We start from the raw sequence: 24,921 nt of genomic DNA on the forward strand, positions 1-24,921 counted from the left end.
CTACGCGCATCACACACGGAGGGCGAGCCCCTTTACTCGATCGATATCCGACACATGGGCGACGCGGCCGCCGGCGGGGTGCTTTCAGGGCCATTGCCCAGGTGTGAACCGCACTTGACCTGGTGTTGAACCCGGGCCCATAAGGTCGTCTGACACACATGAAGCCGATGGAGCAAGGACGGACCACCGTGACTGCCGGAGTCACCCTCACCGCCTCGGGACACGGCCCCTCCCCCGTGATCCTCGGCGCCTTCCTGGTGGGCGGCGTCGTCGCGATCTGGACCGGAATGAACTGGGCGCTCGACCTGCGCGGGATCACCACGCGGCGCGTCCGCCACAAGCGGGACGCTTCCTGGGACGTGACGAGCACGGTGAACGATCTCGACGCCACGGGCGACCTGCTCGCCCGTCCCGGGTATCTGCGGCTTCTGGGCGCGGTGATGACCCTGGCCGGGCTGCTGCTGATCGTGGTCGCGTACGCGTTGTGGCAACTGGGCTGAGGCCCCGGTCAGGTGCGGCCCGGTGGGGCTTCTCGCGCAGTTCCCCGCGCCCCTGAGATGCGCACTTCGTGCGCCATCTCATCGGAGGCACCCGCCTCGAGAAGAGGCCACCGGCCCGCGGGCGGAGAACGGGTCAGCGGAGGTGGGCGGCACCCGCGTCGCGGGCGACGAGTCGGGGGACGGACTTGGCCGGGTCGACCCGGAGCCGCAGCTCGGGCGTCCACCCGGCCCCCGACCGCAGCGGAGCGGAAGCGTTCGCCGCGTTGTAGGCGGCGATGAGGTCGGTCCCGACACCGTTGACGACGTTCCCCTTCGCGGTGAGGGGATAGTCGTTCCACCGGTGGAGGATCGACCCGGCGCCGATCCCTTCAGGAAGCGTGAAGGCGTTCTTCTCGGCGTAGAGCTGCGACTTGAACCCGATGCCGAACGAGTAGCCGTAGTCGGCGTTCGCGACGTACCAGTTGTTGTACGCGTCGACCTGCCCGAAGCGGACGCGCGGCGCGCGCTCGACGAGGTTCTTGAAGAGGTTGTGGTGCAGGGTGACGCGCAGCCGGCCCTCGTCGGTGGCGGCGGCGCCGTCGCTGTTGCCGATCATCAGGGTCTTGTCGTGGTCCTCGAAGACGTTCCAGGACACGGTGACGAGGTCGGCGCCCTTGACGATGTCGAGTTCGCCGTCGTGCTGCTGGTAGAGGCGGCCGTAGTAGGTGGGCAGCGTGGAGTCGGGGTGGTCGCCGTCGGTGAAGGTGTTGTGGTCCAGCCAGACGTGGGTGGAGCCGTGGACGACGGCGGCGTCGTACTCGGAGTTCCAGTTGCCGGTGTCGCCGTCGGTCGGGTCCCACTGCGGGAAGCAGTCGAGCGGCGACTCCAGGGTGAGGCCGCGCACGATGACGTTGTCGACGCCGGTGATCTGGAGGCTGCCGCCGACGATCCCGGCGTCCTTGCCGACGCCGACGATGGTGGTGTTGGCGGGCACGTCGGCCTTGACGGCCTTGGCCTGGGCGGTGGCGGAGGCGGCTCGCAGGTCCTCCTGTTCGCCGCTGACCTCGTTCTCGTAGCCCCAGACGGCCGGGTCGTAGTCGGCGAGGTACCGGTCGAAGTCGTAGCCGTCGGCGGCGAAGTCGTCGCAGGTCGAGCCGTCCGCGTCGAGCGTCCCCCGGATCCTGACGATCTTCGGTGCGGTGCCGCCGTCGGCGAAGGCGGCCTTCAGTCCGGCCCAGGTGGTGACGGTGTAGACGTGCGCGGCGTCGGCGGCGGCGCCCCCGGTGGTGCCGGTGGTCGCCGAGCCCCAGCCGTCACCGGCGGCGAGGGTCTGGCGGGCGGTGTCGCGGCCGTGCGCGTGGGCGGTGCCCGCGGTGCCGGTGACGACGAGGGCCAGGGCGGTGCAGCCGACCAGTCCGGATATGACACGTCCATGACATCTGCGTGTGCTCATTGTGTGCTCCTTGCCGGTATCGGGCGGGTGTCGTGGCGGGCGGGCCGGCGGGGGTGTCCCGGTGCCACCGGCCCGGCGTGCGGGGCTAGTTGGCCTGCTGCTTCCAGTCGTCCTGGGCCTTGTTCAGCTGGTCGGCCATGGTGTCGAGGAAGTCCTTGGCGGATTCCTTGCCGAGCAGGACCTTCTGGAAGTTGGCCTCGTTGTCGGCCTTGGAGATGGTGTTCCAGTCGGGCAGGTAGTACGGCAGCTGCACGATCTTGGTGGAGCCGGACTCCAGGGCCTCGGCGGCGAGCCTGGTGGGCTCGGCCTTCTGGACCCAGGCGTCCTTGGCGGCGTCGGTGTTGGCCGGGATCTGGCCCGCCGACTCGTTCCACTTGCTGTTCTCGCTGTGCGAGGCGGCGAACTCCATGAACTTCCAGGCCGCCGTCTTGTTCTTGCTCGCCTTGAACAGGCCGAGTCCGTCCACCGGATTGGAGACCTGCACACGGGTGCCGTCGTCACCGGTCGGGTTCGGCAGGCCCTTGAACTTGTCGGCGCCCAGCGCCTTCACATGGCCCGCGTAGGAGCCCAGGTTGTGGTTGAGCATGCCGATGGTGCCGCTGTCCCACTGGCTGACCATCTTGGTGAAGTCGTTGTTGACGTCGGCCGACGGGGTGGCCTTCTTGAAGAGGGCGGCGTACTTCTCCAGCGCGGCGACGTTCTTGGGGTCGTTGACGGTCGTCCGCTCGCTGTCGCCGTCCCAGAACGAGGTGATGCCGCTCTGCCCGTACATCACGTCGAGGGCCTGGGCGATGGAGCCCTCGCCGCCGCGGATGGTGTATCCGAACCGGTTCTTCGAGGTCTTGGTCAGCTTGCCCGCCGCGTCGAAGAATCTGGACCACGTGGTCGGCGCTTCCAGGCCCGCCTTGTCGAACAGGTCGGTGCGGTAGTACAGGACGCCGTTGTTGGCGGACGTCGGGATCGTGTACAGCTCGCTGCTGCCCCCGGCCGCCTTCACCGAGTCCAGGAACTTGCTGTTCAGCTTGTCGTTGAGGGCGCTGGTGGCCAGCCGGTCGCCGACCGGTTCGAGGGCGTTCTGCGCGGTGAGGGTGGCCAGCATCGCGGTGCCCACGCCGCCGACGTCGGGCAGGCCGCCGCCCTGGATGGCGGTGTCGTACTTGGACTGCACGCTCTCGGCGGGGATGCCGACGTACTTGACCTCGATGTCGGGGTTCTTCTCCTCGAAGTCCTTGATGATCTCCATCCAGACGTCGCGGCGCACGGCCGTGTTGTTGTCCCAGAAGGTGATCGTGCCCTTGCCGGAGCCCTCGTCGCCCTTGTCGCCGCCGGCGCCGGAGCCGTCGTCGCCACAGGCCGTGGCGGTCAGGGCGAGCAGCGTGGACAGGGTCACGGCGGTGCCGGTGCGGAGCGCGCCTTTGCGCATGCGGAGGTTCATGATCGGCTCTCTTCTCCTGGTTCGGACTTCTTCTGATCCGGGCTTCTTCTGGATCGGATCTCTTCTGGATCAGGCGGGTGTGACGGGTGTGACGGGTGCCTGTGCGGAGAGTTCGGTGCTGCGGAAGCGGGTGAAGAGGGCGGTCCCGGCGGGTCCCGTACCGCCGGGAACCGCCCCGTCAGGGGCCGCGGCGAAGAGGCCGAGCAGTGCTCCGACCCAGCGCCACGGCAGTGCGGCGAACAGCTGGCCCGAGGGCCGGAATCCGTCGCCGGTGTCGACGAGGAAGCGGCAGCGTGCCCCGTCGTGGATGTCGATGCGCAGCCGCGCCGTGCCGTCCGGTGCCGGGCGCGGGTGGGCGGCGGCGCGTTCGGTGTCGGCGGTCGGGCCCTCGGCGAACCGGTGCACGACGTGGGCGGTGCCGTCGGCGGCGCGCTCCAGGCCGATCCAGGAGTAGGCGTCGCCGAGCACCACGAGTCCCGCGCGGGCGCCGGGTGCCGTGCTGTCCAGCCGGAGGCCGACCTCCACGCGGGAGGGGGCCAGGGGCAGCCGCTGGGTGAGGACGTGCGGGACGCGGCGCAGGTCGCGCATCCCGTCGGCGGAGCGCACACAGGTCAGGCGCAGGCCGTCGCCGCCGTGCGCGGTGGCGAGGCCGTCGCGCGGGTTGGCGGTCCACTGCCACTGCCGGCCGAACCGGCCGCCGGGGAAGTCGTCGCCGGTCGCGGGCGCCGTGACCGGCTGGGCGGGCAGCTCCGGCTTGGGGTGGACGTCCACGGGAACGCCGGGCGCGTCCTCGGCTCCGAGCTCCGGCCAGCCCTGCGCGTCCCAGCGCATCGGCTGGAGATGCACCACACGCCCGTACGCACCGCGTTGCTGGAAGTGCAGGAACCAGTCCTCCCCCGCGGGCGTGTCCACCCAGCCGCCCTGGTGGGGGCCGTTGACGGCGGTGGCGCCCTGTTCGAGGATCACGCGCTCCTCGTACGGGCCGTGGAACGAGCGGGAGCGGAAGGCGCCCTGCCAGCCCGTCTCCACGCCTCCGGCCGGGGCGAGGATCCAGTACCAGCCGTCGCGCCGGTACAGCTTGGGCCCCTCGACGGTGAACCAGCCGGGGATCCGGTCCCCGTCGATCAACAGGGTTCCCTCGTCGAGGAGTTCGGTGGCGTCGGCGCTCATCCGGTGGCCGGTGAGCCGGTTCTTGATGCCGGCCCGCGATCGGGCGTAGGCGTGCACGAGGAACGCCTCGCCGCTCTCCTCGTCCCACAGCGGGCAGGCGTCGATCAGGCCCTTGCCCGCCTTCAGCAGGTGCCTACGGCTCCAAGGGCCCCTGATCGAGGGTGCGTTGATCTGGTGGATGCCGTGGTCGGGGTCGCCCCAGAAGATCCAGAAGCGCTCGTCGTGGTACCGGATCGAGGGCGCCCACACGCCGCAGTCGTGGCGCGGCGCCGTGAACGCCTCGGTGGGTTCGAGGCGGTCGAGGGCATGGCCGATCAGGGTCCAGTTGACGAGGTCGCGGGAGTGCAGCAGGGGCAGGCCCGGCGCCCGGCCGAAGCTGGACGCGGTGAGGTAGAAGTCGTCGCCGACGCGGCACACGTCGGGGTCGGACCAGTCGGCGGCGAGGACCGGGTTGCGGTAGGTGCCGTCGCCCAGGTCGCCGAAGCGGGCCGCGGGGGTCATGCGGACACCGCCTTTCCGACCAGCGCGACGGTCCGCTCGCGGTCGGGGCGGCCGTCGGCGACGACCGTGACGATCCGGCGTACGACGGTGTCGCCGGGGGCGATCGGCAGGCGCTCCCGGGCGGCGAGCGAGGAGCCGACGCCCGGGTACTCGGCGGTGCGCACGAACCACGGGTCGCGCCGGGTCTCGGCGGTGGCCCCGGCGAAGACCAGGGTCCAGCCGTCGCCGGTCAGGGCGAGCCAGTCGGCGGGGCGCCCGTGCACGGCCTCCTCGCCCTCGGCGTCGGGGGTGCGCACCGAGGGGACGGCGCTCTCCTTGGGCGCCCGCCAGAAGAAGCCCCCGTACCCGGCGCCGGGGCGGCCGTTGGTGGCGGGGCTGCCGACGATGACCGGCTCACGGCCCGGGTTGGTGAGCGCGAAGGTGAGGTCGAGCGCCCAGGCGTCGTCGGCGAGCCGGGTCACGGCGACGGTGCGGCGCTCGCGCAGCAGCAGGCGCGCTTCCGCGTTCCGGTCCAGGTCCCCGACGATCCAGTCCAGGTCCTCGACGATCCGGTCCAGGTCCTCGACGCGGCCGTCCGGGCAGCGCGGCTCGAACGCGCGGTGCCGCTGCTCGCCGTGGTTGTCGAGCGCGGTCGGGCCCTGGCCGCGTACGTACGTCCGGCCGCCCCAGAAGTTGTGTCCGTCGACGTCCGGCACGGCGACGCCGGCCCCGAGGTGGTGCGGGTGATCGGCGGGCGCGTACTCGGTGACGGGGGTGCCGGCGAGGGTCGTCACCGGGTGCAGGAACGGGCGCGGTGCGCTGCGCCGGCCGAGGTCGGCGCGGACCTCGTAGCGGGCGACCGGGCGGCCCGCGCAGTGCAGGGTGAGGGGTGCGGTGGCGGTCGTGTTCACCGGGCGGCCTCCTGTTCCGTGCGGGCCGGGTCGGCTTCCCGCCGGGCCCAGGTCGCGCCGAGTCCGGCGAAGCCGGTGAGGGTGTCGGCGCTGGCCGCGACGAGTCCGTCGATGCCGCGCACGACCCGGCGGACGGTGCCGTCGCCCCCGCCGCCGGGCACCGTGTGCCACGCGGAGGCGGGCAGCGGGCGCGGGTCGGGCGCGCGCCGGACCGCCTCGACGACCCGCATGAAGGCGCCGGTCGCGGCGGGGGTGACGAGGAGTCCGGTGGCTCCGGCCGGGTCGGTGAGGTGGGCGACCAGGTTCTCCAGGAGGTCCGTACGGGCGTACGTGCTCTCGCGCGGGCCGTGTCCGGCGCGCTGCACGAGGACGCGGTCCTGCTTGTACCAGAAGGTGATCCGGCCACGGGTGCCGTGCACGACGACGTAGGGCTCGTCGGGCCGCTCGGCGCACAGGGTCGCGGCGACGGTGACCCGCGAGCCGGTGCGGGTGGTGATCGAGACGTACGAGGTGTCGTCGGCCTCGATGGCGTTGGCGCGGAACAACTCGGTGCGGATGTCGGTCAGGTCGTCGGCGCCGGTCGCGCCGTCGAGGGCGAGGCCGGTGGCGACGGCGTGGGCCAAGGGGTTGGTGAGCACGCCGTCGACCACGTCGACCTGGCTGCCGGTGCCGTCGGGGAGCCTGCGCCGCCCCGCCCAGGGGGCGCGCCGGAAGTAGGCCTCGTCGCGGGCCCAGGCTCCGGCGGCGCCGATGCCGAGGGGTTCGCCGATGACCCCGTCCCGTACGAGATCTCGTATATGAGACACCGCGTGCGAGCCGAGCGACTGGAACCCGATCTGGCAGGCGACACCGGCCGCGGCGACCCCGGCGGCCATCCGCTCGTACTCCGCGTACGACGGCGCGGGCGGCTTCTCCAGGAGCAGGTGCACGCCCCGCGCGGCGGCGGTGAGCGCCAGGCCGGTGTGGGTCGGGATCGGGGTGCAGATGACCGCGGCGCGGGCGCCGGTGCGGTCAAGGAGGTCGCCGAGGTCCGGGGATTGGGCCACATCTCCGAAGCCGGCCAGCTCGGAGTCCGAGAGAGGCTTCGGTTCGCAGACCCCGGCGAGGGTGACGAGGCGTGCGTCGGCCAGCCGCCGGATGTTGTCCAGGTGCCAGCGGCCGTGTCCGCGGGCACCCGCGAGAACGACGGGTACCGGAATCTCGGTGGTCATCCCTTCACCGCCCCGGCGCTGAAGCCCGTGACGAGCCACTTCTGGATGAAGGCGAAGACGATCACGACGGGCAGGGCGGCCACGACCCCGCCCGCGGCGAGCGCGCCCAGGTCGACGGAGTCGGCGCCCATGAGGGTGGCGAGGCCGACCGGGATCGTCTGCTTGCTCTGGTCCGAGAGGAACATCAGGGCGAACAGGAAGTGGTTCCAGCTGTGCACGAAGGCGAAGGAGCCCACCGCGATGAGTCCGGGCCGCAGCAGTGGCAGGACGACCGCGCAGAAGGCGCGGAAGCGTCCGCAGCCGTCGACCCAGGCGGCCTCCTCCAGGGAGGGCGGCACGTTCCGGATGAAGCCGCTGATCAGGATCATCGTCAGCGGCAGCTGGAAGACCGTCTCGGCGATGATGACACTGCCCAGCGAGTTGATCATCTTCAGGTTGGCGAAGATCTCGAAGAGCGGGACCAGCATCAGCGCGCCCGGGATGAACTGCGAGCAGAGCAGGGCCAGCATGAAGGCCCTCTTGACCTTGAAGTCGAAGCGGGCGAGCGCGTAGCCGCCGGCCAGGGCGACGACCGTCGTCATGAGCATCGAGGCGACGCCGACGAGCAGGCTGTTCTGGAAGAAGGTGGCGAACGCCCGCTCGTTCCAGACCTTGTCGAAGTGCTCGAAGGTGAGCGGCCACGGCACGAGCGAGGTCGAGCCGGTGGGCCGGAACGCGAAGAGCAGCATCCAGTAGAAGGGGATCAGCGTGAAGAGGAGGTACACGCCGAGCGGCACGTAGATCTGCCGGCGAGGCACGTCGTCCCAGGACGAACCCTTCTTCGACGGCCTGGTCTCCGGGCGGCGCCGGCCGGGTGCCGGGGGCGCGGAGGCGGTGGCGGTGGCGGCGGGGGTCAACTGCGCTTCCTTTACGGTCACTTGTCGTCGCCCCCGAACTTGCTCAGGCGGAGATAGAGCATCGAGCAGAACAGGAGGATCACGAAGGCGATGGAGGTCAGCGCGGACGCGTAGCCGAAGTCGTGGCTGTCGACGGCGATGGAGGCGATCCGCAGCGGCAGGGTCGTCGTCTCCCCCGCGGGCCCGCCGCCGGTGAGGGTGTAGAGCAGGTCGACGTTGTTGAACTCCCACACCGCGCGCAGCAGGGTGGACAGGATGATGGCGTCCTTCAGGTGCGGCAGCGTGATGTGGAGGAACTGCCGCAGCCGGCTCGCACCGTCGACCTCGGCCGCCTCGTACAGGTCCTTGGAGACGGACTGGAGGTCGGCGAGGATGAGGATCGCGAAGAACGGTACGCCGCGCCAGAGTTCGGCGGTGACGACGGCCGGGAAGACGGTCGCGGTGTCGGAAAGCCACGACGTCCCGTAACTACCGATGCCCGCGTCGGCGAGGTAACGGGTGATGCCGGTCTGGGAGTTGTAGAGCAGCATCCAGATGGACGAGGTCAGCACGCCGGAGACGGCCCACGGCGAGAAGACCAGCGCGCGGGCGAGGCCGCGGCCGATGAACGTCTGGTTCACGACGAGCGCGAGCCCGAGCCCGAGCAGGAGTTGCAGGACGACCTGCACCACGACCCACTGGAGGCTGAAGCCGAGCGTGCTCCAGAAGTCGGGGTCGCCGGTGAACGCGGTGACGAAGTTGTCGAGGCCCGCGAAGCCGTTCCGCCACGGCTTGGTGGGGTTGTAGTTCTGGAGGCTGTAGTAGAAGACGCTGATGACGGGGTACGCGATGAAGCCCAGCATCAGCAGACCGGCGGGCGCGATCAGCAGATACGGCAGCCTGCGCGGGGTGGCGGACGTGCGGCGGCGCCGGGGCGGCGGTCCGGCCGGCGGGGCTTTGGCCACGGCTGCGGCTTGGGCCATGACGGGAACTCCGTTCTCAGTGGCTCAGGTCGGCGGGTCGGTACGTCGTGCGGGTGAAGCGCTTCGCGGACACCGTTCGATATGTCGATCATGGAGAGCCGGGGGCGGGGCCCGCGCGGCGGCGGGCTCAGCTCGCGTACGGGTCCGGCACCTTGCCCGGCCTGGCCAGGAAGGCGAAGTCGCAGCCGGTGTCGGCCTGGGTGATCTGCTCGTTGTAGAGCGCGCCGTAGCCGCGCCCGTACCGCTCGGGCGGTGCGCTCCACTCGGCGCGGCGGCGCGCCAGCTCCTCGTCGTCCACGTCGAGCCGGAGGCTGCGGGCGGCCACGTCGAGGGTGATGCGGTCGCCGGTGCGGACCAGTGCGAGCGGGCCGCCGATGTACGACTCGGGGGCCACGTGCAGGACGCACGCCCCGTAACTGGTGCCGCTCATCCGGGCGTCGGAGATCCGCACCATGTCCCGTACGCCCTGCTTGAGCAGGTGGTCGGGGATGGGGAGCATGCCGTACTCGGGCATGCCGGGCCCGCCCTTGGGACCGGAGTTGCGCAGTACGAGCACACTCTCGGCGGTGATGCCCGACTCCGGGTCGTCGATGGTGCGTTGCATGGTCTTGTAGTCGTCGAAGACGACGGCGGGACCGGTGTGCTCGAGCAGGTGCGGCTCGGCGGCGATGTGCTTGATGACGGCGCCGTCGGGACAGAGGTTGCCGCGCAGGACGGCGACACCGCCCTCGGCGGCGACCGGGTTGTCCCGGGTGCGGATGACGTCGTCGTCGTGGACGACGGCACCGTCGAGCTGGTCCCCCAACGTGCCGTTCACCGTGGGCCGTTCGAGGTGCAGCAGGTCGGTGATCCGGGAGAGGAAGGCGGGCAGTCCGCCGGCGAAGTGGAAGTCCTCCATGAGGTACGTCCGTCCGCCGGGCCGCACGTTGGCGAGGACCGGCACGGTGCGGGCGATGCGGTCGAAGTCGTCGAGGGTGAGCGCGACGCCCGCGCGTCCGGCCATCGCGATGAGGTGGATGACGGCGTTGGTGGAGCCGCCGAGGCCGAGCACGGTGGTGACGGCGTCGTCGAAGGCCTCGCGGGTGAGGATCTCGGACGGCCTGAGCGCTGTCCACGCCAGCTCGACGGCGCGGCGCCCGGAGGCGGCGGCCATCCGCTCGTGCGCAGAGTCGACGGCGGGAACGGAGGACGCGCCGGGCAGTGTCATGCCGAGGACCTCGGCGGCGGCGGTCATGGTGGAGGCGGTCCCCATGGTCATGCAGTGGCCCGGCGACCGCGCCAACCCGCCCTGGAGTTCGCGCAGTTCGCAGTCGGTGAGGTTGCCCGCGCGGTGCTCGTCCCAGTACTTCCACATATCGGTGCCGGAGCCGAGCGTCTCGCCGCGCCAGTGCCCCGGCAGCATCGGCCCGGCGGGCACGAACAGGGCGGGGACGTCGGCGGAGGTGGCGCCCATGAGGAGCGCGGGGGTCGACTTGTCGCAGCCGCCGAGCAGCACCGTCGCGTCGACCGGATAGGAGCGGAGGAGTTCCTCGGTCTCCATGGCGAGGAGGTTGCGGTAGAGCATCGGGGTCGGCTTCTGGTACGTCTCCGAGAGCGTGGAGACGGGGAATTCGAGGGGGAAGCCGCCCGCCTGCCACACGCCCCGCTTGACCGCCTCGGCGCGCTCGCGCAGATGGACGTGGCAGGGGTTGATGTCGGACCAGGTGTTGAGGACGGCGATCACCGGGCGGCCCCGGTACTCCTCGGCCTCGTAACCGAGTTGGCGCATCCGGGCGTTGTGCGACCAGGTGCGCAGGGCGCCCTCGGTGCCGTACCACTGGTGGGAGCGCAGTTCCTCGGGGGCGAGCCGCCGACGGCCGGTCATATCGACCACCCCGCCGCGATCTCCGCAACCTCGGCGCGCTCCGCCTCGGGCAGTTCCCGGCTGGGCGGCCGGACGTCGCGGCGGCACAGGCCGAGCGAGGCCAGGGCCTCCTTGACGACGGAGACGTTGTTGGCCGAGGCGTCGGCGGCGCGCAGTTCCTCGAAACGGCGGATCTGCTCCCAGACCTTCATCGCGGCCGGGTAGTCCCCGGATCGAAGCGCTTCGATCATGGACAGCGAGACGCTCGGGGCGACGTTCACCAGTCCGGAGGTGAAGCCGGTGGCGCCCGCCGAGAAGTAGGAGGGGGCGTACGGCTCGGCGAGTCCGGCCACCCATACGAAACGGTCCAGGCCCGCGTCGCGCGCGAAGGCCGCGAAGCGCGCCGCGTCGGGGACGGCGTACTTGACGCCGATCACGTTCGGGCAGGCCGCGCCGAGTTCGGCGAGCCGGGCGCCCGGCAGGGTGGCGGTCTTGATGTAGGGGACGACACCGAGGCCGGGCACCGCGTCGGCGATGGCCCGGTGGTAGTCGACCCAGCCGCCCTCGGAGACGTACGGGTGCACCGGCTGATGCACCATCACCATGCTCGCGCCGTGCTCCTGGGCGTGCCGGGCGGCGGCGATCGCGGTCGGCACGTCGTGGCCGACGCCGGCCAGGACGGCGGCCGAGGCGCCCGCCTCGTCGAGGGCCGCCTCGGCGACCAGGCGACGCTCGGCGTCGGTCAGGGCGTAGAACTCGCCGGTGTTGCCGTTCGGCGTGAGGACGCGCACGCCGCCGTCGAGCAGCCGCCGCAGCAGGGTCCGCAGCGCCGGCTCGTCGACGGAGCCGTCCGCGGCGAACGGGGTCACCGGGATCGCCACGACGTCGGCGAGCGCGGACCGCTGGGTCGGGTACGAGGCCTTCGGCGCGGTCATGACGGCTGCTCACTCTCTTCCTCACGGGCCTCGGGGAAGGCCCGGCGCACGAACGACGCGATGTGGTCGCGCAGCGCGCGCGAGGCGCCCTGCGCGTCGCCGGCCAGGGCGAGTTCCAGGATCTCCCGGTGCTCGGCGGCCTCCCGCTCCCAGGACGGGTCGGCGGCCCAGGCCACCGCGGAGACCAGTGCGGCCTGGTCGCGCACCTCGTCGAGCATCTTGCCCAGCAGCGGGTTGCCGCAGGGGGCGTAGAGGGCGCGGTGGAACTCCCGGTTGGCCAGCGACCGTTGGGCGGTGTCGGCCGCGGTGTCGGCGGCGCGCAGGGCGTCGCGGGCGGCGTCGAGGGACGCCTTGCGGCGCACGGTGCGGCGCAGGGCCTCCGGTTCGAGCAGGAGGCGCACGTCGTAGACCTCGCGGGCCATGTCCGCGTCCACCATGCGCACCGTGACGCCCTTGTACTGGTTCATCACGACGAGCCCGGTCCCGGCGAGCGTCTTGAGCGCCTCGCGCACCGGTGTCTTGGAGACCCCGAACTGCGCGGCCAGGTCGGTCTCGACCAGGGCCTGGCCGGGTCTCAACTGCCCCGTCAGGATGCGGCGCTTGATCTCCTCCAGGACGAACTGGGTGCGGGAGGGAATCGGGGTGGGCACAGAGGTCATGCGCGCCTCTCGGTGTGGGCCGGGGTACCGCGTACCGCGTATCACGTATCGCGTCTCATATATGACGTACGAAGTACGACGCGTTGAAGCTAGAAGCACGGCGAGGTTTCGTCAACGCTTCCGGCAAAAGAAGTCCGCACGGGCCCACGTACGGCCGCGCGGATTAGGGCAGTTGACCGATCCCGGGGCCCGGTCCTTAGCCGCAGTCTGAGCTGCCATGACGACTCCGACCGAGAAGGCACCGGCCCCGCTCCTCCGCGTGCTGCGCGACCGGGCCGCCTCCCGCTATCTGCTCGCCGTGTTCGTGTCCGGGTTCGGCACCAGCGCGCTGTGGCTGGTCGCGGGGGTCTGGACGAAGGAGCTGACCGGTTCGGACGGGCTGGCGGCGCTGTGCGTGTCCGCGCTGTGGGCGCCGACGCTGGCCGGTCCCTGGCTGGGCGCGGTCGTGGACCGGGTCCGGCGCGGGCGGCTGCTCGTCGTGGTGAACGCGGGACTGGCCGTGCTCCTCCTCGCGCTGTTCGCGGTCGACGGTCCTGACCGGCTGTGGATCCTGTTCACGGTCCTGGTCCTGTACGGGGCGTGCGGGGTGGTCACGGAGGCGGCGGAGGCGGCGTTCGTGGCGAGCGCCGTGCCCGGGGACGTGCTCGGTGATCTGAACGGCCTGCGCATGTCGGTGAACGAGGGTACGAAGATCCTGGCGCCGCTCGCCGGGGCCGCGCTCTACACGGCGTTCGGCGGGCCGCGGGTGGCGCTGCTCGACGCGGTGACGTTCGCCGTCGCGGCGGGCCTGTTCGCGGCGATTCCGGGCTCCCGTGCGCAGCGCCGGGCGCGCCGGGTACGCCCCCAAGCCCTGGACGGCGTACGGGAGTTGTGGGCGCGGCCGCCCGTGCGCCGCCTCGTGCTGGCCGGGGGCGCCACCATGTTCCTGTCGGGGATCGCCGCCGGGTCGCTGTTCGCGGTCGTCGGGGCGCTGGGCCGCGCGCCGTCGTACACGGGGGTGCTGTACGCGGTGCAGGGCGCGGGCTCCGTGGCGTCGGGTCTGCTGACGGGCGCGCTGCTGCGCCGGTTCGGCCCGCACCGGTTCGCGGCGTACGGCATCGCGCTGTTCGCGCTGGGCAACGCGGTGCGGGCGCTGCCGTACGACGCGGCGGCGCTGGCGGGCGGCGCGGTGATCGGGTTCGGGCTGCCGTGCCCGCTGGTGGCGGCCCTGACGACGGTGCAGCGTACGACGCCGGACGCGCTGCTCGGCCGGGTGTCGGCGGCGGCGCACACCGTGCTGTTCACGCCGACCGCGGTGGCGCTCGCCGCGGGCGCGGGGCTGGTGGAGGTGGCGCCGCCCGGGGTGCTGCTGCCGGTGGTGGGCGCGGCGGGCCTGGCGGTGGCCGTCGCCGCGGGAGCGGGGGCCGGGGCTACGGACGCCAGCCAGGGTCGCGGCCGCTGAGCCCGATGACCCGGTCGGTGAGCGGCGCATCCTCGGGCACCGGGACGACCGGGCCGAACAGGCCGCCGCGCGCGCTGTCGTCCGCGGCCGGGGCGAGCAGCGCGTGGGCGGCGCCGAGGGCCGCCTCGTCCGGGGCGTATTCCTGGCCGGTGGCGCGGGCCAGGTCCCAGCCGTGCACGACGAGTTCGTCGGCGGTGACGAGCCCGGCGACGGCGCCGGGCAGGTCGAGACCGCCCGCGTGGGTCGTGCCGTCCCAGGCGGCGGGGGCCCGCCAGGCCTCGGCCAGCTCGTCCAGCGCCTTGGGCAGCGCGGCGCGCCAGTCCGGGGACAGCTCGGGGAGGGTGCTGCCGGGCTGCGCCGTGTCGCCGTCCGCGCGCTCCTTCCGGGCCGTCGCGCGCAGGCCGCCGGCGAGGCCGACGAGGTGCCCGATGAGATGGCGTACCGCGTAGTCGGGACAGGGCGTGGGCAGGTCGAGCTGGTCCTCGCGGACGCCGTGGGCGAGCCGGGCGACGATCCGGGCCTGGGGGCCGAGGTCCACTGTCGTGTCACTCATGGTGACCCTTCCGGTGAGGCGTGGTGTGCCGTGTTCACCGGTACTGACCCCGTGGTGGCCCGGAACTCATCGGTGCTGCCTCTACAGCTCCGCGAGGGCCTCCGCGACGAGGCCGAGGTCGGCGTCCGACGCCAGCCCCGCGTGGTACAGGCGCAGCTCGTTCGCGCCCAGCTCGCGGGCGGCCCGCGCGTCGGCGGCGAGGGTGTGGGGGCTGCCGCCCATGCCCCGTACGACGGTGAGGTTCGCGGCGAGCACCTTCCCGCCCCCCTTGTCCTGCTCGGCGAAGGGGGTCAGCGGTCCGGCGCCGCCGGTGCACGGCACGACCACCCCGTCGGCGACGGACAGGATGTGCGCGGGGTCCACGCCGGCGTTGGCGCCGCAGTGGTAGGAGACGGGGTCGGCGTGGAGGAGTACCTGGAAGCCGGCCGGGGCCGCTTCCCGTACCGCCGCGACGGCGGCTTCCTGGAGGCCGCGGGCGGTGGCGTCGCGATGGGCGCGGGTGGCGGCGGCCGTCTCGGCGCCGAGCAGCTTCTCGACGCTCCCCCAGCCGTCGTCGGCGGCCTCGCCCCGCCATACGGGTTCCAGGGCGGCCCGCACCGAACGCCTCAACTCATCCGGTTCCAGGCCGTGTCGGGCGTACCCGTCCCGGCAGTCCGGGCAGAAGCAGAGCGCCATCAGGTACTGCGCGGCCTCGCCGAGGCCGACGCCGCCGGTCTTGTCGTGGGCGTGCAGATGGGCGAGGCCGTACCAGCCGAGCGATTCGAGTTCGGTGCCGCGCGCGCCGGGCCGGGTGGCGGCCTCGGCGGCGAGGGCGACGAGGTGGGCGCGGGTGGCGGGTTGGGCGATGCAGGGGGCCCACGGGTAGCGGTCGCCGTACGCGTTGACGACCGAGGTGTCCGGATGCTCGTCTCCCATGCGGGAGTTGTGGGCGAGGACGACCCAGGTGTGCACGTCGAGACCGGCGTCGGTGAGCGCGGCGGCGGCCTCGCCCCAGGCGTCGCCGGGCGCCCAGTCCCCGGCCGGGTACGGCCGCAACTCATGTGCCGCCCAGTGCTGTTCGTCGGGCGGGTAGAGGACGGAGGCGTGGTCGGCGGTGACCACGCGGTGCCGGGGGTGGCGGGGGGTGAGGGCCCGGGTGGAGTGGTAGGCGGCGGCGAGGGTGACCTGCCGGACGCCGAGGTCCGCGATGCGGCGGGCGGCGTCCGGGTCACCGACGACGTCCCAGGGGTAGACGAAGGCGGAGGTCTTCACGCGCCCTGCTCCTCACTCGCGGAGTCCAGCAACTCCGCCGCCCGGTCGATGAGTTCGGCGAGCTGCTTGACGTGTTCCTCGGTCGGCTCGTGCAGCGGCGGGCGGACCTCGCCGACGTCGAGCCCGCGCAACCGTACCCCGGCCTTCACCAGCGCGACCGCGTAGCCCCGCCCCTGGTTGCGCAGTTCGACGAGCGGCCGGTAGAAGCCGTCGAGCAGCGCGTTGACCGTGGTGTCGTCGCCGGTGTTCACGGCCCGGTGGAAGGCCTGGGCGATCTCGGGGGCGAAGCAGAACACGGCGGAGGAGTAGAGCGTGATGCCGATGCCCCGGTAGGCGAGCATGGTGAGTTCGGCGGTGGGCAGCCCGTTGAAGTACAGGAAGTCGTCGCGGACGCCCGAGGCGCGCACCGCGCTCACGGTCCGCTGCATCAGGTCGAGGTCGCCGAGCCCGTCCTTGAGACCGATCACCTTCGGGTGGCGGGCGAGCGCGACGACGGTCTCCGGGGTGAACACGGCGTTGTCGCGCTGGTAGACGATGACGTCGAGGGAGGTCGCGTCGGCCAGTTCGGTGTAGTGCCGCAGCAGGCCCTCCTGCCCGGCGACGACGAGATAGGGCGGCATCGCCAACAGGCCGTCGGCGCACGCCCGTTCGGCCGCGCGTGCGTAGCGGACCGCGAGCGCGGTGCCGTATCCGGCGCCCGCGACCACCGGTACCCGCCCGTCCGCCGCCTCGACCGCGGCGGCCACGCACGCCTCGAACTCCTCGGGGGCGAGCGCGTGGAACTCCCCGGTGCCGCAGCAGGCGAAGACGGCGGCGGCCCCGGCCTCGACGCCGCGCCGCACATGGGTGCGGTAGGTGTCGAGGTCGACGGCGCCGTCCGGCCCGTACGGGGTGACCGGGAAGAAGAGCGGGCCACTCGGGACACCGAGTCGAACGGCGAGGGCGGCTGACGTCACGGGCTCTCCCTGAGCGTTGCACGCACGCATGTGCATGTTTCTGATCCGCGTCTATATTTCTGAACGCATGTACCGTAAGCCGCCCCAAAGCAGACGGTCAAGCGTCCGAACTCGGCGGGACCTTGACGGAGCGGGGCCGCCTCCTTAGCGTGTCCACGAATGTGAATGCCGCTCACGCATGGACATGGAGATCTCGCACATGCCAGTCCCCTCCGCGCCCCGCACTCTCCTGCTCACCGGCGCCGCCGGCGGACTCGGCACCCTGATGCGCGAGTTGCTGCCGCAGTACGGGTACACCCTGCGCCTGCTCGACGTCCGCCCCGTCGAGGGCGCGCGGGACGCGATCGTCGCGGACCTGAACGACCCGGAGGCGCTGCGCGAGGCGGTGCGCGGCGTCGACGGCGTGCTGCATCTGGCGGGCATCTCCCTGGAGTCGACCTTCGACAAGATCGTCGAGTCGAACATCAAGGGCACCCAGCGGCTCTACGAGGCGGTCCGCGCGGAGGGCGGGTCCCGTGCCGACGGCACCGCGCCGCGCGTCGTCTTCGCCTCCTCCAACCACGCGATCGGCTACACCCCGCGCCCGCGCACCGAGGACGGCGCCCCGGTGGTCCCGGTCTCGACCCCGCGCCGCCCCGACACCTTCTACGGCCTGTCCAAGTCGTTCGGCGAGGACCTCGCCCAGTTCTACTGGGACCAGTACGGCGTCGAGACGGTGTCGGTCCGGATCGGCTCCTGCTTCAGGGAGCCCACCGACGTCCGCATGATGTCGGTCTGGATGAGCCCCGCCGACGGCGCCCGCCTCTTCCACGCCGCGCTGTCCGCGCCGGACGTCGGCCACACCGTCGCCTACGGCTCGTCCGCCAACACCCGTGTCTGGTGGGACCTGTCGAGCGCCCGCGCCCTCGGCTACGAGCCGCAGGACGACTCCGAGGTGTACGCGGAGAAGCTGCTCGCCGAGTTCGGCCCGCTCAGCGACGACAATCCGGCACACCGGTACATGGGCGGGCGTTTCATCAACGACCCGCCGATCTGGCCGTACTGACCCCCGCACGGCCCGCGCCCCACTCGGGCACCAAGCGGGCCCCCTCGCCCCGCGAAACGGGCAGCCACCCCGCCCGAAACCACATGATCCCCGGCTCCTTCCCTGGTCCGGGCCGGGCAGCCACGCCCCGAAACGGACACAAGCGGGCCGCATCGCCTCCCTGACAGACCTGGTCACCACCTCGTAGCCCCGGTAGAAATTCCGGAGCGGGCCCCACCGGGCCCGAACGGGCACGACGGCACCAGGGCACGGAGGGGCGACATGAGCGCCGAGGAACGGCAGCGGGAGATCGTACGCGCGGCGCGCCGCACCGGCAGCGTCGACGTGACCGGACTCGCGGCCGAACTGGGCGTCGCCAAGGAGACGGTCCGCCGCGATCTGCGCGCCCTGGAGGACCACGGTCTGGTCCGGCGCACGCACGGCGGGGCGTACCCGGTGGAGAGCGCCGGGTTCGAGACGACGCTCGCGTTCCGCACCACCATGCACGTCCCCGAGAAGCGGCGGATCGCCACGGCCGCCGCCGATCTGCTCGGCGACGCGGAGACGGTCTTCGTCGACGAGGGGTTCACCCCGCAGCTCATCGCGGAGGCGCTGCCGCGCGACCGGCAGCTCACCGTCGTCACGGCGTCGCTGGCCACGGCGGGCGCGCTGGCCGAGGCGCCGAACACCACGGTCCTGCTGCTCGGCGGGCGGGTCCGCGCGGGCACGCTGGCCACCGTGGACCACTGGACGACGAAGATGCTCGCCGGCTTCGTCATCGACCTCGCCTACATCGGCGCCAACGGCATCAGCCGCGACCACGGCCTGACCACCCCCGACCCGGCGGTCAGCGAGGTCAAGGCGCAGGCGATCCGGGCGGCCCGGCGCACGGTCTTCGTGGGCGTGCACACCAAGTTCGGCGCGGTCAGCTTCTGCCGGTTCGCGCCCGTGGGCGCCCTGGAGACGATCGTGACGAGCAGCCAGCTGCCCGTGTCCGAAGCACACCGCTACTCACTGATGGGCCCGCAGGTCATCCGCGCCTGAACACCGGACGCACCGTCACCTCCCGTGCGGCGCACGGGAGTCGGCACCGCACACCCATCGGTCAAGCGATTCATCCCATACGCGACAGAAGTCCAGGAGCATCCATGCGAACCCAGAGCCGACGGAGGCCGCCGGGCGCCCTGCTCGCGACGGCCGCCGCAGGGACGCTGCTCACCCCTCTGCTGTCCGGCTGCTGGGCCGGAGCGGGCGGACTCGGGGGCGGCGACTCCATCAACGTCCTGATGGTGAACAACCCGCAGATGACCGAATTGCAGAAACTCACCGCGAAGTACTTCACCCGTGAGACCGGGATCAAGGTGAACTTCACGGTCCTGCCGGAGAACGACGTCCGCGACAAGATCAGCCAGGACTTCGCCAACCAGGCGGGCCAGTACGACGTGGCGACGCTCTCCAACTACGAGATCCCGATCTACGCCCGCAACGGCTGGCTGCACGAACTGGGCCCGTACGTGAAGAAGGACCCCGGCTTCGACCAGCAGGACATCCTCGCGCCGATGCGGCAGTCGCTGACCGGCGACGACGGCAAGCTCTACGGGGAGCCCTTCTACGGCGAGTCGTCCTTCCTGATGTACCGCAAGGACGTCTTCGCGAAGAAGGGCCTGACGATGCCCGCGCACCCGACCTGGAAGCAGGTCGCGGACCTCGCGGCGAAGGCCGACGGCGCCGAGTCCGGCATGAAGGGCATCTGTCTGCGCGGCCTGCCCGGCTGGGGCGAGCTGATGGCGCCGCTGACGACGGTGGTGAACACCTACGGCGGCACCTGGTTCGACAAGGACTGGACGGCGCGCCTCGACGACAAGGGCTTCAAGGACGCGACGCGGTTCTACGTCGACCTCGTACGCGAGCACGGCGAGTCGGGCGCCGCGCAGTCCGGGTTCGCCGAGTGCCTCAACAACCTCACCCAGGGCAAGACCGCCATGTGGTACGACGCCACGTCCGCCGCCGGTTCCCTGGAGTCGGCCAAGTCGCCGGTCAAGGGAAAGATCGGATACGTCGCCGCGCCCACCGAGAAGACGAGGTCCAGCGGCTGGCTGTACACGTGGGCGTGGGGCCTGCAGAAGGCGTCCCACAACCCCGACAAGGCCTGGAAGTTCATCTCCTGGGCGTCCGGCAAGGAGTACGAGAAGCTGGTCGGCGAGAAGTTCGGCTGGGCCAACGTGCCCGCCGGCAAGCGCGCCTCGACCTACGACATCCCGCAGTACCGCGCCGAGGCCGCCGCCTTCCAGGACCAGACCCGCGCCGCCATCGAGGGCGCAAGGCCCCGCGACCCGGGCGTCCAGCCGCGGCCCGCACCGGGCATCCAGTTCGTCGGCATCCCCGAGTTCACCGATCTCGGCACCAAGGTCTCGCAGGAGATCAGCGCGGCGATCGCCGGGCGCCAGTCCGTCGACTCGGCGCTGAACAAGTCCCAGAAACTCGCCTCCGAGATCGCGAAGGAGTACGAGGGCCGATGACGACCGTGACCTCGGCCCCCGTGGCCGCACCGCAGACCGCCGCGAGCCGGCGCCCGCCCCGACGGCTGCGCGCCTGGGCCACCCGCGCGCCGCTGCTCCCCGCCCTGGTCTTCATGATCGTCGTCACCCAGCTGCCGTTCGTGGCCACGCTGGTGATCTCGTTCTTCGACTGGAACGCCCTCTACCCCGACGCCCGCCACTTCGCCGGGTTCGCCAACTACTCCGAGGTCCTCACCGATCCCGATCTGCGCAAGTCGGTCCTGACGACGATCCTGCTGACGGTGACCGTGGTCGTGGTGAGCCTGGTCGCCGGGCTGGCGCTCGCGCTGCTCCTCGACCGGAGGTTCAGAGGCCGCGGCATCGTCCGTACGCTGCTGATCGCGCCGTTCCTCGTCGTGCCCGTGGCGGCCGCCCTGCTGTGGAAGCACGTCCTCTACAACCCCGAGTACGGGCTGCTCAACGGCCTGCTGCACTACGTCGGCGGCCCCCAGCCCGACTGGATCTCGAAGACGCCGCTGCTCGCCGTGGAGATGTCGCTGATCTGGCAGTGGACCCCGTTCATGATGCTGATCCTGCTCGCGGGCCTGCAGTCACGCTCCGCCGAGCAGATCGAGGCGGCCCGGATGGACGGCGCGAGCCCCTGGCAGATCTTCCGCCACCTCACCCTCCCCCACCTGCGCCGCTACCTCGAACTCGGCGCCCTGCTCGGCTCGATCTACATCGTGCAGAACTTCGACGCGGTGTTCACCCTCACCTCCGGCGGGCTGGGCACGGCGAACCTGCCCTACACCGTCTACCAGACCTTCTACCAGGCCCACGAGAACGGTCTCGCCTCCGCGGCGGGCGTCCTCGTCGTCATCGGTTCCATCATCATCGCGACGTTCGCGCTGCGCGTCGTGTCGTCGCTGTTCCGCGAGGAGGTGGGCCGCGGATGAACCTCGCAACGGTCCTCAAAGGCAAGGGACTCGGCCTTGCGGCCTGGCTGCTCGGCATCGTCTTCTTCCTGCCGATCGCCTGGATGGTCCTGACCTCCTTCCACTCGGAGGAGAACGCCGCGACCAACCCGCCGTCCTTCGCGGCCGCGCTGACCCTCGACGGCTACCGCGACTTCTTCGGCGCGGGCGGCGGCGCGAGCCCCTGGCCCGCGCTGATCAACTCGCTGGTGGCGTCGCTCGGTTCGACCCTGTTCGTGCTGCTCCTCGCGCTCCCGGCCGCGTACGCCCTCGCCATCCGGCCGGTGAAGAAGTGGACCGACGTCCTGTTCTTCTTCCTGTCGACGAAGATGCTGCCGGTCGTCGCCGGGCTGCTGCCGATCTATCTCTTCGCGAAGAACACCGACTTCCTCGACAACATCTGGCTGCTGGTCATCCTCTACACGTCGATGAACCTGCCGATCGCGGTGTGGATGATGCAGTCCTTCCTCGCCGAGGTGCCGGTCGCGGTGATCGAGGCGGCGCAGATCGACGGCGCCCGGCTGCCGACCGTCCTCACCCGGGTCGTGGCCCCCATCGCGCTGCCCGGCATCGCGGCGACGGCCCTGATCTGCTTCATCTTCAGCTGGAACGAACTTCTCTTCGCACGGGTGCTCACCGGGGTCGTCGCCCAGACCGCGCCCGTCTTCCTGACCGGCTTCATCACCAGCCAGGGCCTGTTCCTGGCGAAGGTGTGCGCCGCGTCGCTCGTGATCTCCCTGCCGGTGCTCGCCGCGGGGTTCGCCGCCCAGGACAAGCTGGTCCAGGGCCTGTCGTTGGGAGCAGTGAAATGAAGGCAGCGATCGTCGAGTCCGTCGGCAAGGTCACCGTCGGCGAGGTGCCCGACCCCACGCCGGGGCCCCGGGACGTGGTCGTCGAGGTCGCGGCCTGCGGGCTGTGCGGCACCGATCTGCACATCCTCCAGGGCGAGTTCGCGCCCACGCTGCCGGTGGTGCCGGGCCACGAGTTCGCCGGCACGGTCGCCGAGGTCGGCCGCGACGTCACGGAGCTGCGCGTGGGCGACCGGGTCGCCGTCGACCCCTCCCTGCACTGTCACGAGTGCCGCTTCTGCCGGGCGGGCCGGGGCAACCTGTGCGAGCGGTGGGCCGCGATCGGTGTGACCACCGCGGGCGGCGCCGCCCAGTACGCGCTTGCCCCCGCCGCCAACTGCGTCCTCCTGCCCGACCACGTACGCACCCAGGACGCGGCCCTCATCGAGCCGCTGTCCTGCGCGGTGCGCGGCTACGACGTGCTGAACTCCCGGCTCGGGGCGCATGTGCTGATCTACGGCTCGGGGACCATGGGCCTGATGATGCTGGAGCTCGCCAAGCGGACCGGCGCCGCGAGCGTCGACGTCGTGGACCTCAACCCCGACCGGCTCGCCACGGCCCAGCGGCTCGGCGTCTCCGCGTCGGCGGCGGGCCCCGACGAGCTGGACCGGCCCGAGGGCTGGGACGTCGTCATCGACGCGACCGGCAACGCGGCGGCGATCCAGGACGGCCTCGGCCGGGTGTCCAAGGCCGGTACGTTCCTCCAGTTCGGCGTCGCCGACTACGCGACCCGGGTGACCATCGACCCGTACCGCATCTACAACCAGGAGATCACCATCACCGGGTCGATGGCGGTCCTGCACAGCTACGAGCGCGCGGCCGAACTCTTCGCGGGCGGCGTCCTCGACCCGGACGTCTTCATCAGCGACCGCCTCCCGCTGGACGCCTACCCGCAGGCCCTCGACCAGTTCGCGTCGGGGGTGGGCCGCAAGATCGTGGTGGTGCCGTAGGACGGTCGGGCCCCTCCGGCGCCGAGGTCGCGGCGCCGGAGGGGCCGGCCCTCAGAGCGCGGCGGCGGCGGGCTTCACCATCCCCCGCACGGTCCGCGACTTCACGAAGTCGCCCATCGCGGTCATCTCCCACTCACCGCTGAACTGCTTGATGAGCTTGGCCATCATGACGCCGGTCTGCGCCTCGGCGTTCGTGAGGTCGAAGCGGACCAGCTCCTCGTCCGTCGCCGCGTCGACCAGGCGGCAGTACGCCTTGGCGACCTCGGTGAACTTCTGGCCCGAGAACGAGTTCACCGTGAAGACCAGGCCCGTGACGTCCTGCGGGAGGCGGCCCAGGTCGACGACGATCACCTCGTCGTCGCCGCCGCCCTCACCCGTGAGATTGTCGCCCGAGTGCTTGATCGCGCCGTTCACGATCGACAGCTTGCCGAAGTAGCAGCTGTCCACGTGGTTGCGCTGCGGCCCGTACGCGATGACCGACGCGTCCAGGTCGATGTCCTTGCCCCGGTAGGCGGGCTCCCAGCCGAGGCCCATCTTGACCTGGCTCAGCAGCGGCCGGCCGCCCTTGACCAGGGACACCGTCTGGTTCTTCTGGAGGGAGACCCGCCCCTTGTCCAGATTGATCTTCCCGGCACCCGGGGCGGGGGCCGGCGGCGCGGGCGGCGCGGCGGGAGCGGCGGTCTGCGGCGGGGGCGGCGCGATGCGCGGGTCGACCGGCGGCGTGGTCGGCGGGGGCGGCGACGTCACCGGAGCGGCCGGAGCCGGGGCGGGCGCGGCCTCCGGCTCCTCGACGGAGACGCCGAAGTCGGTGGCGATGCCCGCCAGCCCGTTCGCATACCCCTGGCCCACCGCGCGGGCCTTCCACGCGCCGTTCCTCAGGTACACCTCCATGACCACCAGCGCCGTCTCCGTGCCGAGCTGCGGCGGGGTGAACGTGGCGAGGACCGAGCCGTCGTCCGCGTTCCGGATCGTGGCCGTGGGCTCGATGCCCTGGAACGTCTGGCCTTCTGCGTCCGGGCTCGCGGTGACGACGATCTTCTCGATGCCGGGCGGCACGGCCGTGGTGTCCACGGTGATCGAGTCGGGGGACGTGCCCCCGCCCGACGCGTACGTCACACCGGGCCCGGCGGGCTGGTTGTAGAAGATGAAGTCGTCGTCCGAGCGCACCTTACCGTCGGCGGTGAGCAGCAGGCCCGAGACGTCGAGCCGCACGGGAGCGGTGACGTCCACCGCCACGCGCTGGGCCGTGAGCGGGATGTTCGAACCGGGGGTCATAGCGGTCATGCCCCAGATAACGAGCGGCTCCGCTTTACCGTTCCCTTACCGAAGACTTTTCTACGGTTCTCTTACCCCGGCCCGCCCTTACGCGGAGGTCCGCAGGCCCTCCAGCATCAGCCGCCGGTAGCGGGTCACGCCCCGCGGGTCGCCCCCGGCCAGCTGGGCCGCCTCGACGACGGCGTGATTGAGCCGCAGCAGCTCCAGATGGGTCAGGTCGGCCCGCATCTCGCCCGCCTCCTGCGCCGCGGCGAGCAGCTCGGCGGCCGCGGTCTTGAGGCACTGGCCGCACTTAATGACGATCGGCGCCCCGTTCTCGGCGACGACCGCGCCGAGCAGCGTCTTGAGGGCCTTCACGCGCACGGTCTGGTCGCCGAGCTCCTCGAGCCAGGCGAAGAGCGCCGCCCCCGGCGGCAGCTCGGCGCTCAGCGCCTTCGCCCGCTCGGCCAGCGCCTCGAAGCTGTCGACGTACACGGCCTCCATGAGGGCCTCGCGGGTCGGGAAGTGCCGGTAGAGCGTGCCCGAACCGACGCCGGCCCGCTTGGCGATGTCGTCCAGCGAGGCCTGCGGCCCCTTCTCGGCGAACGCCGCGGCGGCCTCCGTCAGGAGCCGTTCGTAGTTGCGGCGCGCGTCCGCCCGCTTCGGCTTCGCCGGTCGCCCGGCCGCTCCCACCTGGGCCATGTCTGCCTCCTCCGGGGGTGCCTTCAAGAACCCCTT

At 71.8% G+C, this 24,921-nt stretch carries 23 protein-coding genes; 8 read left to right on the plus strand and 15 right to left on the minus strand.

Features of this window, described 5'->3' with window-relative positions; genetic code table 11:
* The first annotated feature begins 188 nt into the window (after positions 1 to 188).
* A complete protein-coding gene (locus ABII15_RS09260; protein ID WP_353941798.1) occupies positions 189 to 500 on the plus strand; it encodes a hypothetical protein in 312 nt (103 codons plus the stop codon).
* Positions 501 to 633: 133 nt separating this feature from the next.
* On the opposite strand, the gene ABII15_RS09265 is transcribed toward ABII15_RS09260, so the two are convergent.
* From ABII15_RS09265 to ABII15_RS09310, 10 genes are all read right to left on the minus strand, one after another.
* Entirely contained in the window at positions 634 to 1,932 is a 1,299-nt protein-coding gene (locus ABII15_RS09265; protein ID WP_353941799.1) for a pectate lyase, read from the minus strand.
* 85 nt (positions 1,933 to 2,017) lie between these two features.
* Positions 2,018 to 3,367 (minus strand): sugar ABC transporter substrate-binding protein, encoded by a 1,350-nt coding sequence (locus tag ABII15_RS09270; protein WP_353941800.1) that lies wholly within the window; start codon positions 3,365 to 3,367, stop codon positions 2,018 to 2,020.
* A 69-nt stretch (positions 3,368 to 3,436) separates the two neighbouring features.
* On the minus strand, positions 3,437 to 5,038 hold the full coding sequence (locus ABII15_RS09275; protein ID WP_353941801.1) for a family 43 glycosylhydrolase: 1,602 nt from the start codon (positions 5,036 to 5,038) through the stop codon (positions 3,437 to 3,439).
* Positions 5,035 to 5,928: a PmoA family protein gene (locus ABII15_RS09280; RefSeq protein WP_353941802.1), complete on the minus strand. Its 894-nt coding sequence runs from the start codon at positions 5,926 to 5,928 to the stop codon at positions 5,035 to 5,037. Before ABII15_RS09280 ends, ABII15_RS09275 begins: the two co-directional genes overlap by 4 nt.
* Complete coding sequence (locus tag ABII15_RS09285; RefSeq protein WP_353941803.1) at positions 5,925 to 7,139, minus strand: Gfo/Idh/MocA family oxidoreductase; 1,215 nt, start codon at positions 7,137 to 7,139, stop codon at positions 5,925 to 5,927. Before ABII15_RS09285 ends, ABII15_RS09280 begins: the two co-directional genes overlap by 4 nt.
* Positions 7,136 to 8,056 (minus strand): carbohydrate ABC transporter permease, encoded by a 921-nt coding sequence (locus tag ABII15_RS09290; protein ID WP_353941804.1) that lies wholly within the window; start codon positions 8,054 to 8,056, stop codon positions 7,136 to 7,138. Before ABII15_RS09290 ends, ABII15_RS09285 begins: the two co-directional genes overlap by 4 nt.
* Positions 8,053 to 8,997, minus strand: a complete 945-nt coding sequence (locus tag ABII15_RS09295) for a sugar ABC transporter permease (protein ID WP_353941805.1) — start codon at positions 8,995 to 8,997, stop codon at positions 8,053 to 8,055. The genes ABII15_RS09290 and ABII15_RS09295 overlap by 4 nt, the downstream gene beginning before the upstream one ends.
* A gap of 127 nt (positions 8,998 to 9,124) precedes the next feature.
* Positions 9,125 to 10,861, minus strand: a complete 1,737-nt coding sequence (araD, locus tag ABII15_RS09300) for an L-arabinonate dehydratase (protein ID WP_353941806.1) — start codon at positions 10,859 to 10,861, stop codon at positions 9,125 to 9,127.
* Positions 10,858 to 11,775 carry a dihydrodipicolinate synthase family protein gene (locus ABII15_RS09305; RefSeq protein WP_353941807.1) on the minus strand — a complete coding sequence of 306 codons (918 nt, stop codon included), beginning with the start codon at positions 11,773 to 11,775 and terminating at the stop codon, positions 10,858 to 10,860. Before ABII15_RS09305 ends, araD begins: the two co-directional genes overlap by 4 nt.
* On the minus strand, positions 11,772 to 12,434 hold the full coding sequence (locus tag ABII15_RS09310; protein ID WP_353941808.1) for a GntR family transcriptional regulator: 663 nt from the start codon (positions 12,432 to 12,434) through the stop codon (positions 11,772 to 11,774). Before ABII15_RS09310 ends, ABII15_RS09305 begins: the two co-directional genes overlap by 4 nt.
* A 217-nt stretch (positions 12,435 to 12,651) precedes the next feature.
* Here ABII15_RS09310 and ABII15_RS09315 point away from each other — a divergent pair, with 217 nt between their 5' ends.
* Complete coding sequence (locus ABII15_RS09315) at positions 12,652 to 13,875, plus strand: MFS transporter (RefSeq protein ID WP_353941809.1); 1,224 nt, start codon at positions 12,652 to 12,654, stop codon at positions 13,873 to 13,875.
* Here the strand turns inward: ABII15_RS09315 and ABII15_RS09320 are convergent.
* The 3 genes from ABII15_RS09320 to ABII15_RS09330 form a co-directional block, all read right to left on the minus strand.
* The gene (locus ABII15_RS09320) at positions 13,844 to 14,428 is read right to left on the minus strand and encodes a TIGR03086 family metal-binding protein (RefSeq protein ID WP_353941810.1); all 585 of its coding nucleotides are present in this window, start codon (positions 14,426 to 14,428) and stop codon (positions 13,844 to 13,846) included. The two genes, ABII15_RS09315 and ABII15_RS09320, sit on opposite strands and share 32 nt — an antisense overlap.
* Before the next feature lie 81 nt (positions 14,429 to 14,509).
* A complete protein-coding gene (locus ABII15_RS09325) occupies positions 14,510 to 15,679 on the minus strand; it encodes a hypothetical protein (RefSeq protein ID WP_353941811.1) in 1,170 nt (389 codons plus the stop codon).
* Entirely contained in the window at positions 15,676 to 16,635 is a 960-nt protein-coding gene (locus ABII15_RS09330; RefSeq protein ID WP_353941812.1) for a 5-dehydro-4-deoxyglucarate dehydratase, read from the minus strand. Before ABII15_RS09330 ends, ABII15_RS09325 begins: the two co-directional genes overlap by 4 nt.
* 199 nt (positions 16,636 to 16,834) lie before the next feature.
* Here ABII15_RS09330 and ABII15_RS09335 point away from each other — a divergent pair, with 199 nt between their 5' ends.
* The 6 genes from ABII15_RS09335 to ABII15_RS09360 all read left to right on the plus strand — a co-directional run bounded on the left by ABII15_RS09335 (position 16,835) and on the right by ABII15_RS09360 (position 22,929).
* Complete coding sequence (locus ABII15_RS09335) at positions 16,835 to 17,680, plus strand: NAD(P)-dependent oxidoreductase (protein WP_353941813.1); 846 nt, start codon at positions 16,835 to 16,837, stop codon at positions 17,678 to 17,680.
* Between the two features lie 261 nt (positions 17,681 to 17,941).
* Positions 17,942 to 18,703, plus strand: coding sequence for a DeoR/GlpR family DNA-binding transcription regulator (locus ABII15_RS09340; RefSeq protein WP_353941814.1), 762 nt, complete (start codon positions 17,942 to 17,944; stop codon positions 18,701 to 18,703).
* 104 nt (positions 18,704 to 18,807) lie between these two features.
* Positions 18,808 to 20,178 (plus strand): sugar ABC transporter substrate-binding protein, encoded by a 1,371-nt coding sequence (locus tag ABII15_RS09345; RefSeq protein ID WP_353941815.1) that lies wholly within the window; start codon positions 18,808 to 18,810, stop codon positions 20,176 to 20,178.
* On the plus strand, positions 20,175 to 21,113 hold the full coding sequence (locus tag ABII15_RS09350) for a sugar ABC transporter permease (RefSeq protein ID WP_353941816.1): 939 nt from the start codon (positions 20,175 to 20,177) through the stop codon (positions 21,111 to 21,113). The genes ABII15_RS09345 and ABII15_RS09350 overlap by 4 nt, the downstream gene beginning before the upstream one ends.
* Positions 21,110 to 21,943, plus strand: coding sequence for a carbohydrate ABC transporter permease (locus ABII15_RS09355; protein WP_353941817.1), 834 nt, complete (start codon positions 21,110 to 21,112; stop codon positions 21,941 to 21,943). Before ABII15_RS09350 ends, ABII15_RS09355 begins: the two co-directional genes overlap by 4 nt.
* Positions 21,940 to 22,929, plus strand: a complete 990-nt coding sequence (locus ABII15_RS09360; protein ID WP_353941818.1) for a zinc-dependent alcohol dehydrogenase family protein — start codon at positions 21,940 to 21,942, stop codon at positions 22,927 to 22,929. The genes ABII15_RS09355 and ABII15_RS09360 overlap by 4 nt, the downstream gene beginning before the upstream one ends.
* A gap of 51 nt (positions 22,930 to 22,980) precedes the next feature.
* On the opposite strand, the gene ABII15_RS09365 is transcribed toward ABII15_RS09360, so the two are convergent.
* Both ABII15_RS09365 and ABII15_RS09370 read right to left on the minus strand, forming a co-directional pair.
* Complete coding sequence (locus tag ABII15_RS09365; protein WP_353947002.1) at positions 22,981 to 24,204, minus strand: TerD family protein; 1,224 nt, start codon at positions 24,202 to 24,204, stop codon at positions 22,981 to 22,983.
* An 87-nt stretch (positions 24,205 to 24,291) separates the two neighbouring features.
* Entirely contained in the window at positions 24,292 to 24,885 is a 594-nt protein-coding gene (locus ABII15_RS09370; RefSeq protein WP_353941819.1) for a helix-turn-helix domain-containing protein, read from the minus strand.
* Positions 24,886 to 24,921 lie beyond the last annotated feature (36 nt).

Origin of the sequence: Streptomyces sp. HUAS MG91 (assembly GCF_040529335.1) — a bacterium.
GTDB lineage: Bacteria > Actinomycetota > Actinomycetes > Streptomycetales > Streptomycetaceae > Streptomyces > Streptomyces tabacisoli.

Bases quoted from the DNA above. Each gene is read 5' to 3' on its own strand.
- ABII15_RS09335 (WP_353941813.1), top strand. From the start codon at position 16,835: ATGCCAGTCCCCTCCGCGCCCCGCACTCTCCTGCTCACCGGCGCCGCC.
- ABII15_RS09360 (WP_353941818.1), top strand. From the start codon at position 21,940: ATGAAGGCAGCGATCGTCGAGTCCGTCGGCAAGGTCACCGTCGGCGAG.
- ABII15_RS09285 (WP_353941803.1), bottom strand. From the start codon at position 7,139: ATGACCACCGAGATTCCGGTACCCGTCGTTCTCGCGGGTGCCCGCGGA.
- ABII15_RS09355 (WP_353941817.1), top strand. From the start codon at position 21,110: ATGAACCTCGCAACGGTCCTCAAAGGCAAGGGACTCGGCCTTGCGGCC.
- ABII15_RS09365 (WP_353947002.1), bottom strand. From the start codon at position 24,204: ATGACCCCCGGTTCGAACATCCCGCTCACGGCCCAGCGCGTGGCGGTG.
- ABII15_RS09370 (WP_353941819.1), bottom strand. From the start codon at position 24,885: ATGGCCCAGGTGGGAGCGGCCGGGCGACCGGCGAAGCCGAAGCGGGCG.
- ABII15_RS09265 (WP_353941799.1), bottom strand. From the start codon at position 1,932: ATGAGCACACGCAGATGTCATGGACGTGTCATATCCGGACTGGTCGGC.
- ABII15_RS09295 (WP_353941805.1), bottom strand. From the start codon at position 8,997: ATGGCCCAAGCCGCAGCCGTGGCCAAAGCCCCGCCGGCCGGACCGCCG.
- ABII15_RS09270 (WP_353941800.1), bottom strand. From the start codon at position 3,367: ATGAACCTCCGCATGCGCAAAGGCGCGCTCCGCACCGGCACCGCCGTG.
- ABII15_RS09340 (WP_353941814.1), top strand. From the start codon at position 17,942: ATGAGCGCCGAGGAACGGCAGCGGGAGATCGTACGCGCGGCGCGCCGC.
- ABII15_RS09345 (WP_353941815.1), top strand. From the start codon at position 18,808: ATGCGAACCCAGAGCCGACGGAGGCCGCCGGGCGCCCTGCTCGCGACG.
- ABII15_RS09320 (WP_353941810.1), bottom strand. From the start codon at position 14,428: ATGAGTGACACGACAGTGGACCTCGGCCCCCAGGCCCGGATCGTCGCC.
- ABII15_RS09305 (WP_353941807.1), bottom strand. From the start codon at position 11,775: ATGACCGCGCCGAAGGCCTCGTACCCGACCCAGCGGTCCGCGCTCGCC.
- ABII15_RS09350 (WP_353941816.1), top strand. From the start codon at position 20,175: ATGACGACCGTGACCTCGGCCCCCGTGGCCGCACCGCAGACCGCCGCG.
- ABII15_RS09275 (WP_353941801.1), bottom strand. From the start codon at position 5,038: ATGACCCCCGCGGCCCGCTTCGGCGACCTGGGCGACGGCACCTACCGC.
- araD (WP_353941806.1), bottom strand. From the start codon at position 10,861: ATGACCGGCCGTCGGCGGCTCGCCCCCGAGGAACTGCGCTCCCACCAG.
- ABII15_RS09310 (WP_353941808.1), bottom strand. From the start codon at position 12,434: ATGACCTCTGTGCCCACCCCGATTCCCTCCCGCACCCAGTTCGTCCTG.
- ABII15_RS09315 (WP_353941809.1), top strand. From the start codon at position 12,652: ATGACGACTCCGACCGAGAAGGCACCGGCCCCGCTCCTCCGCGTGCTG.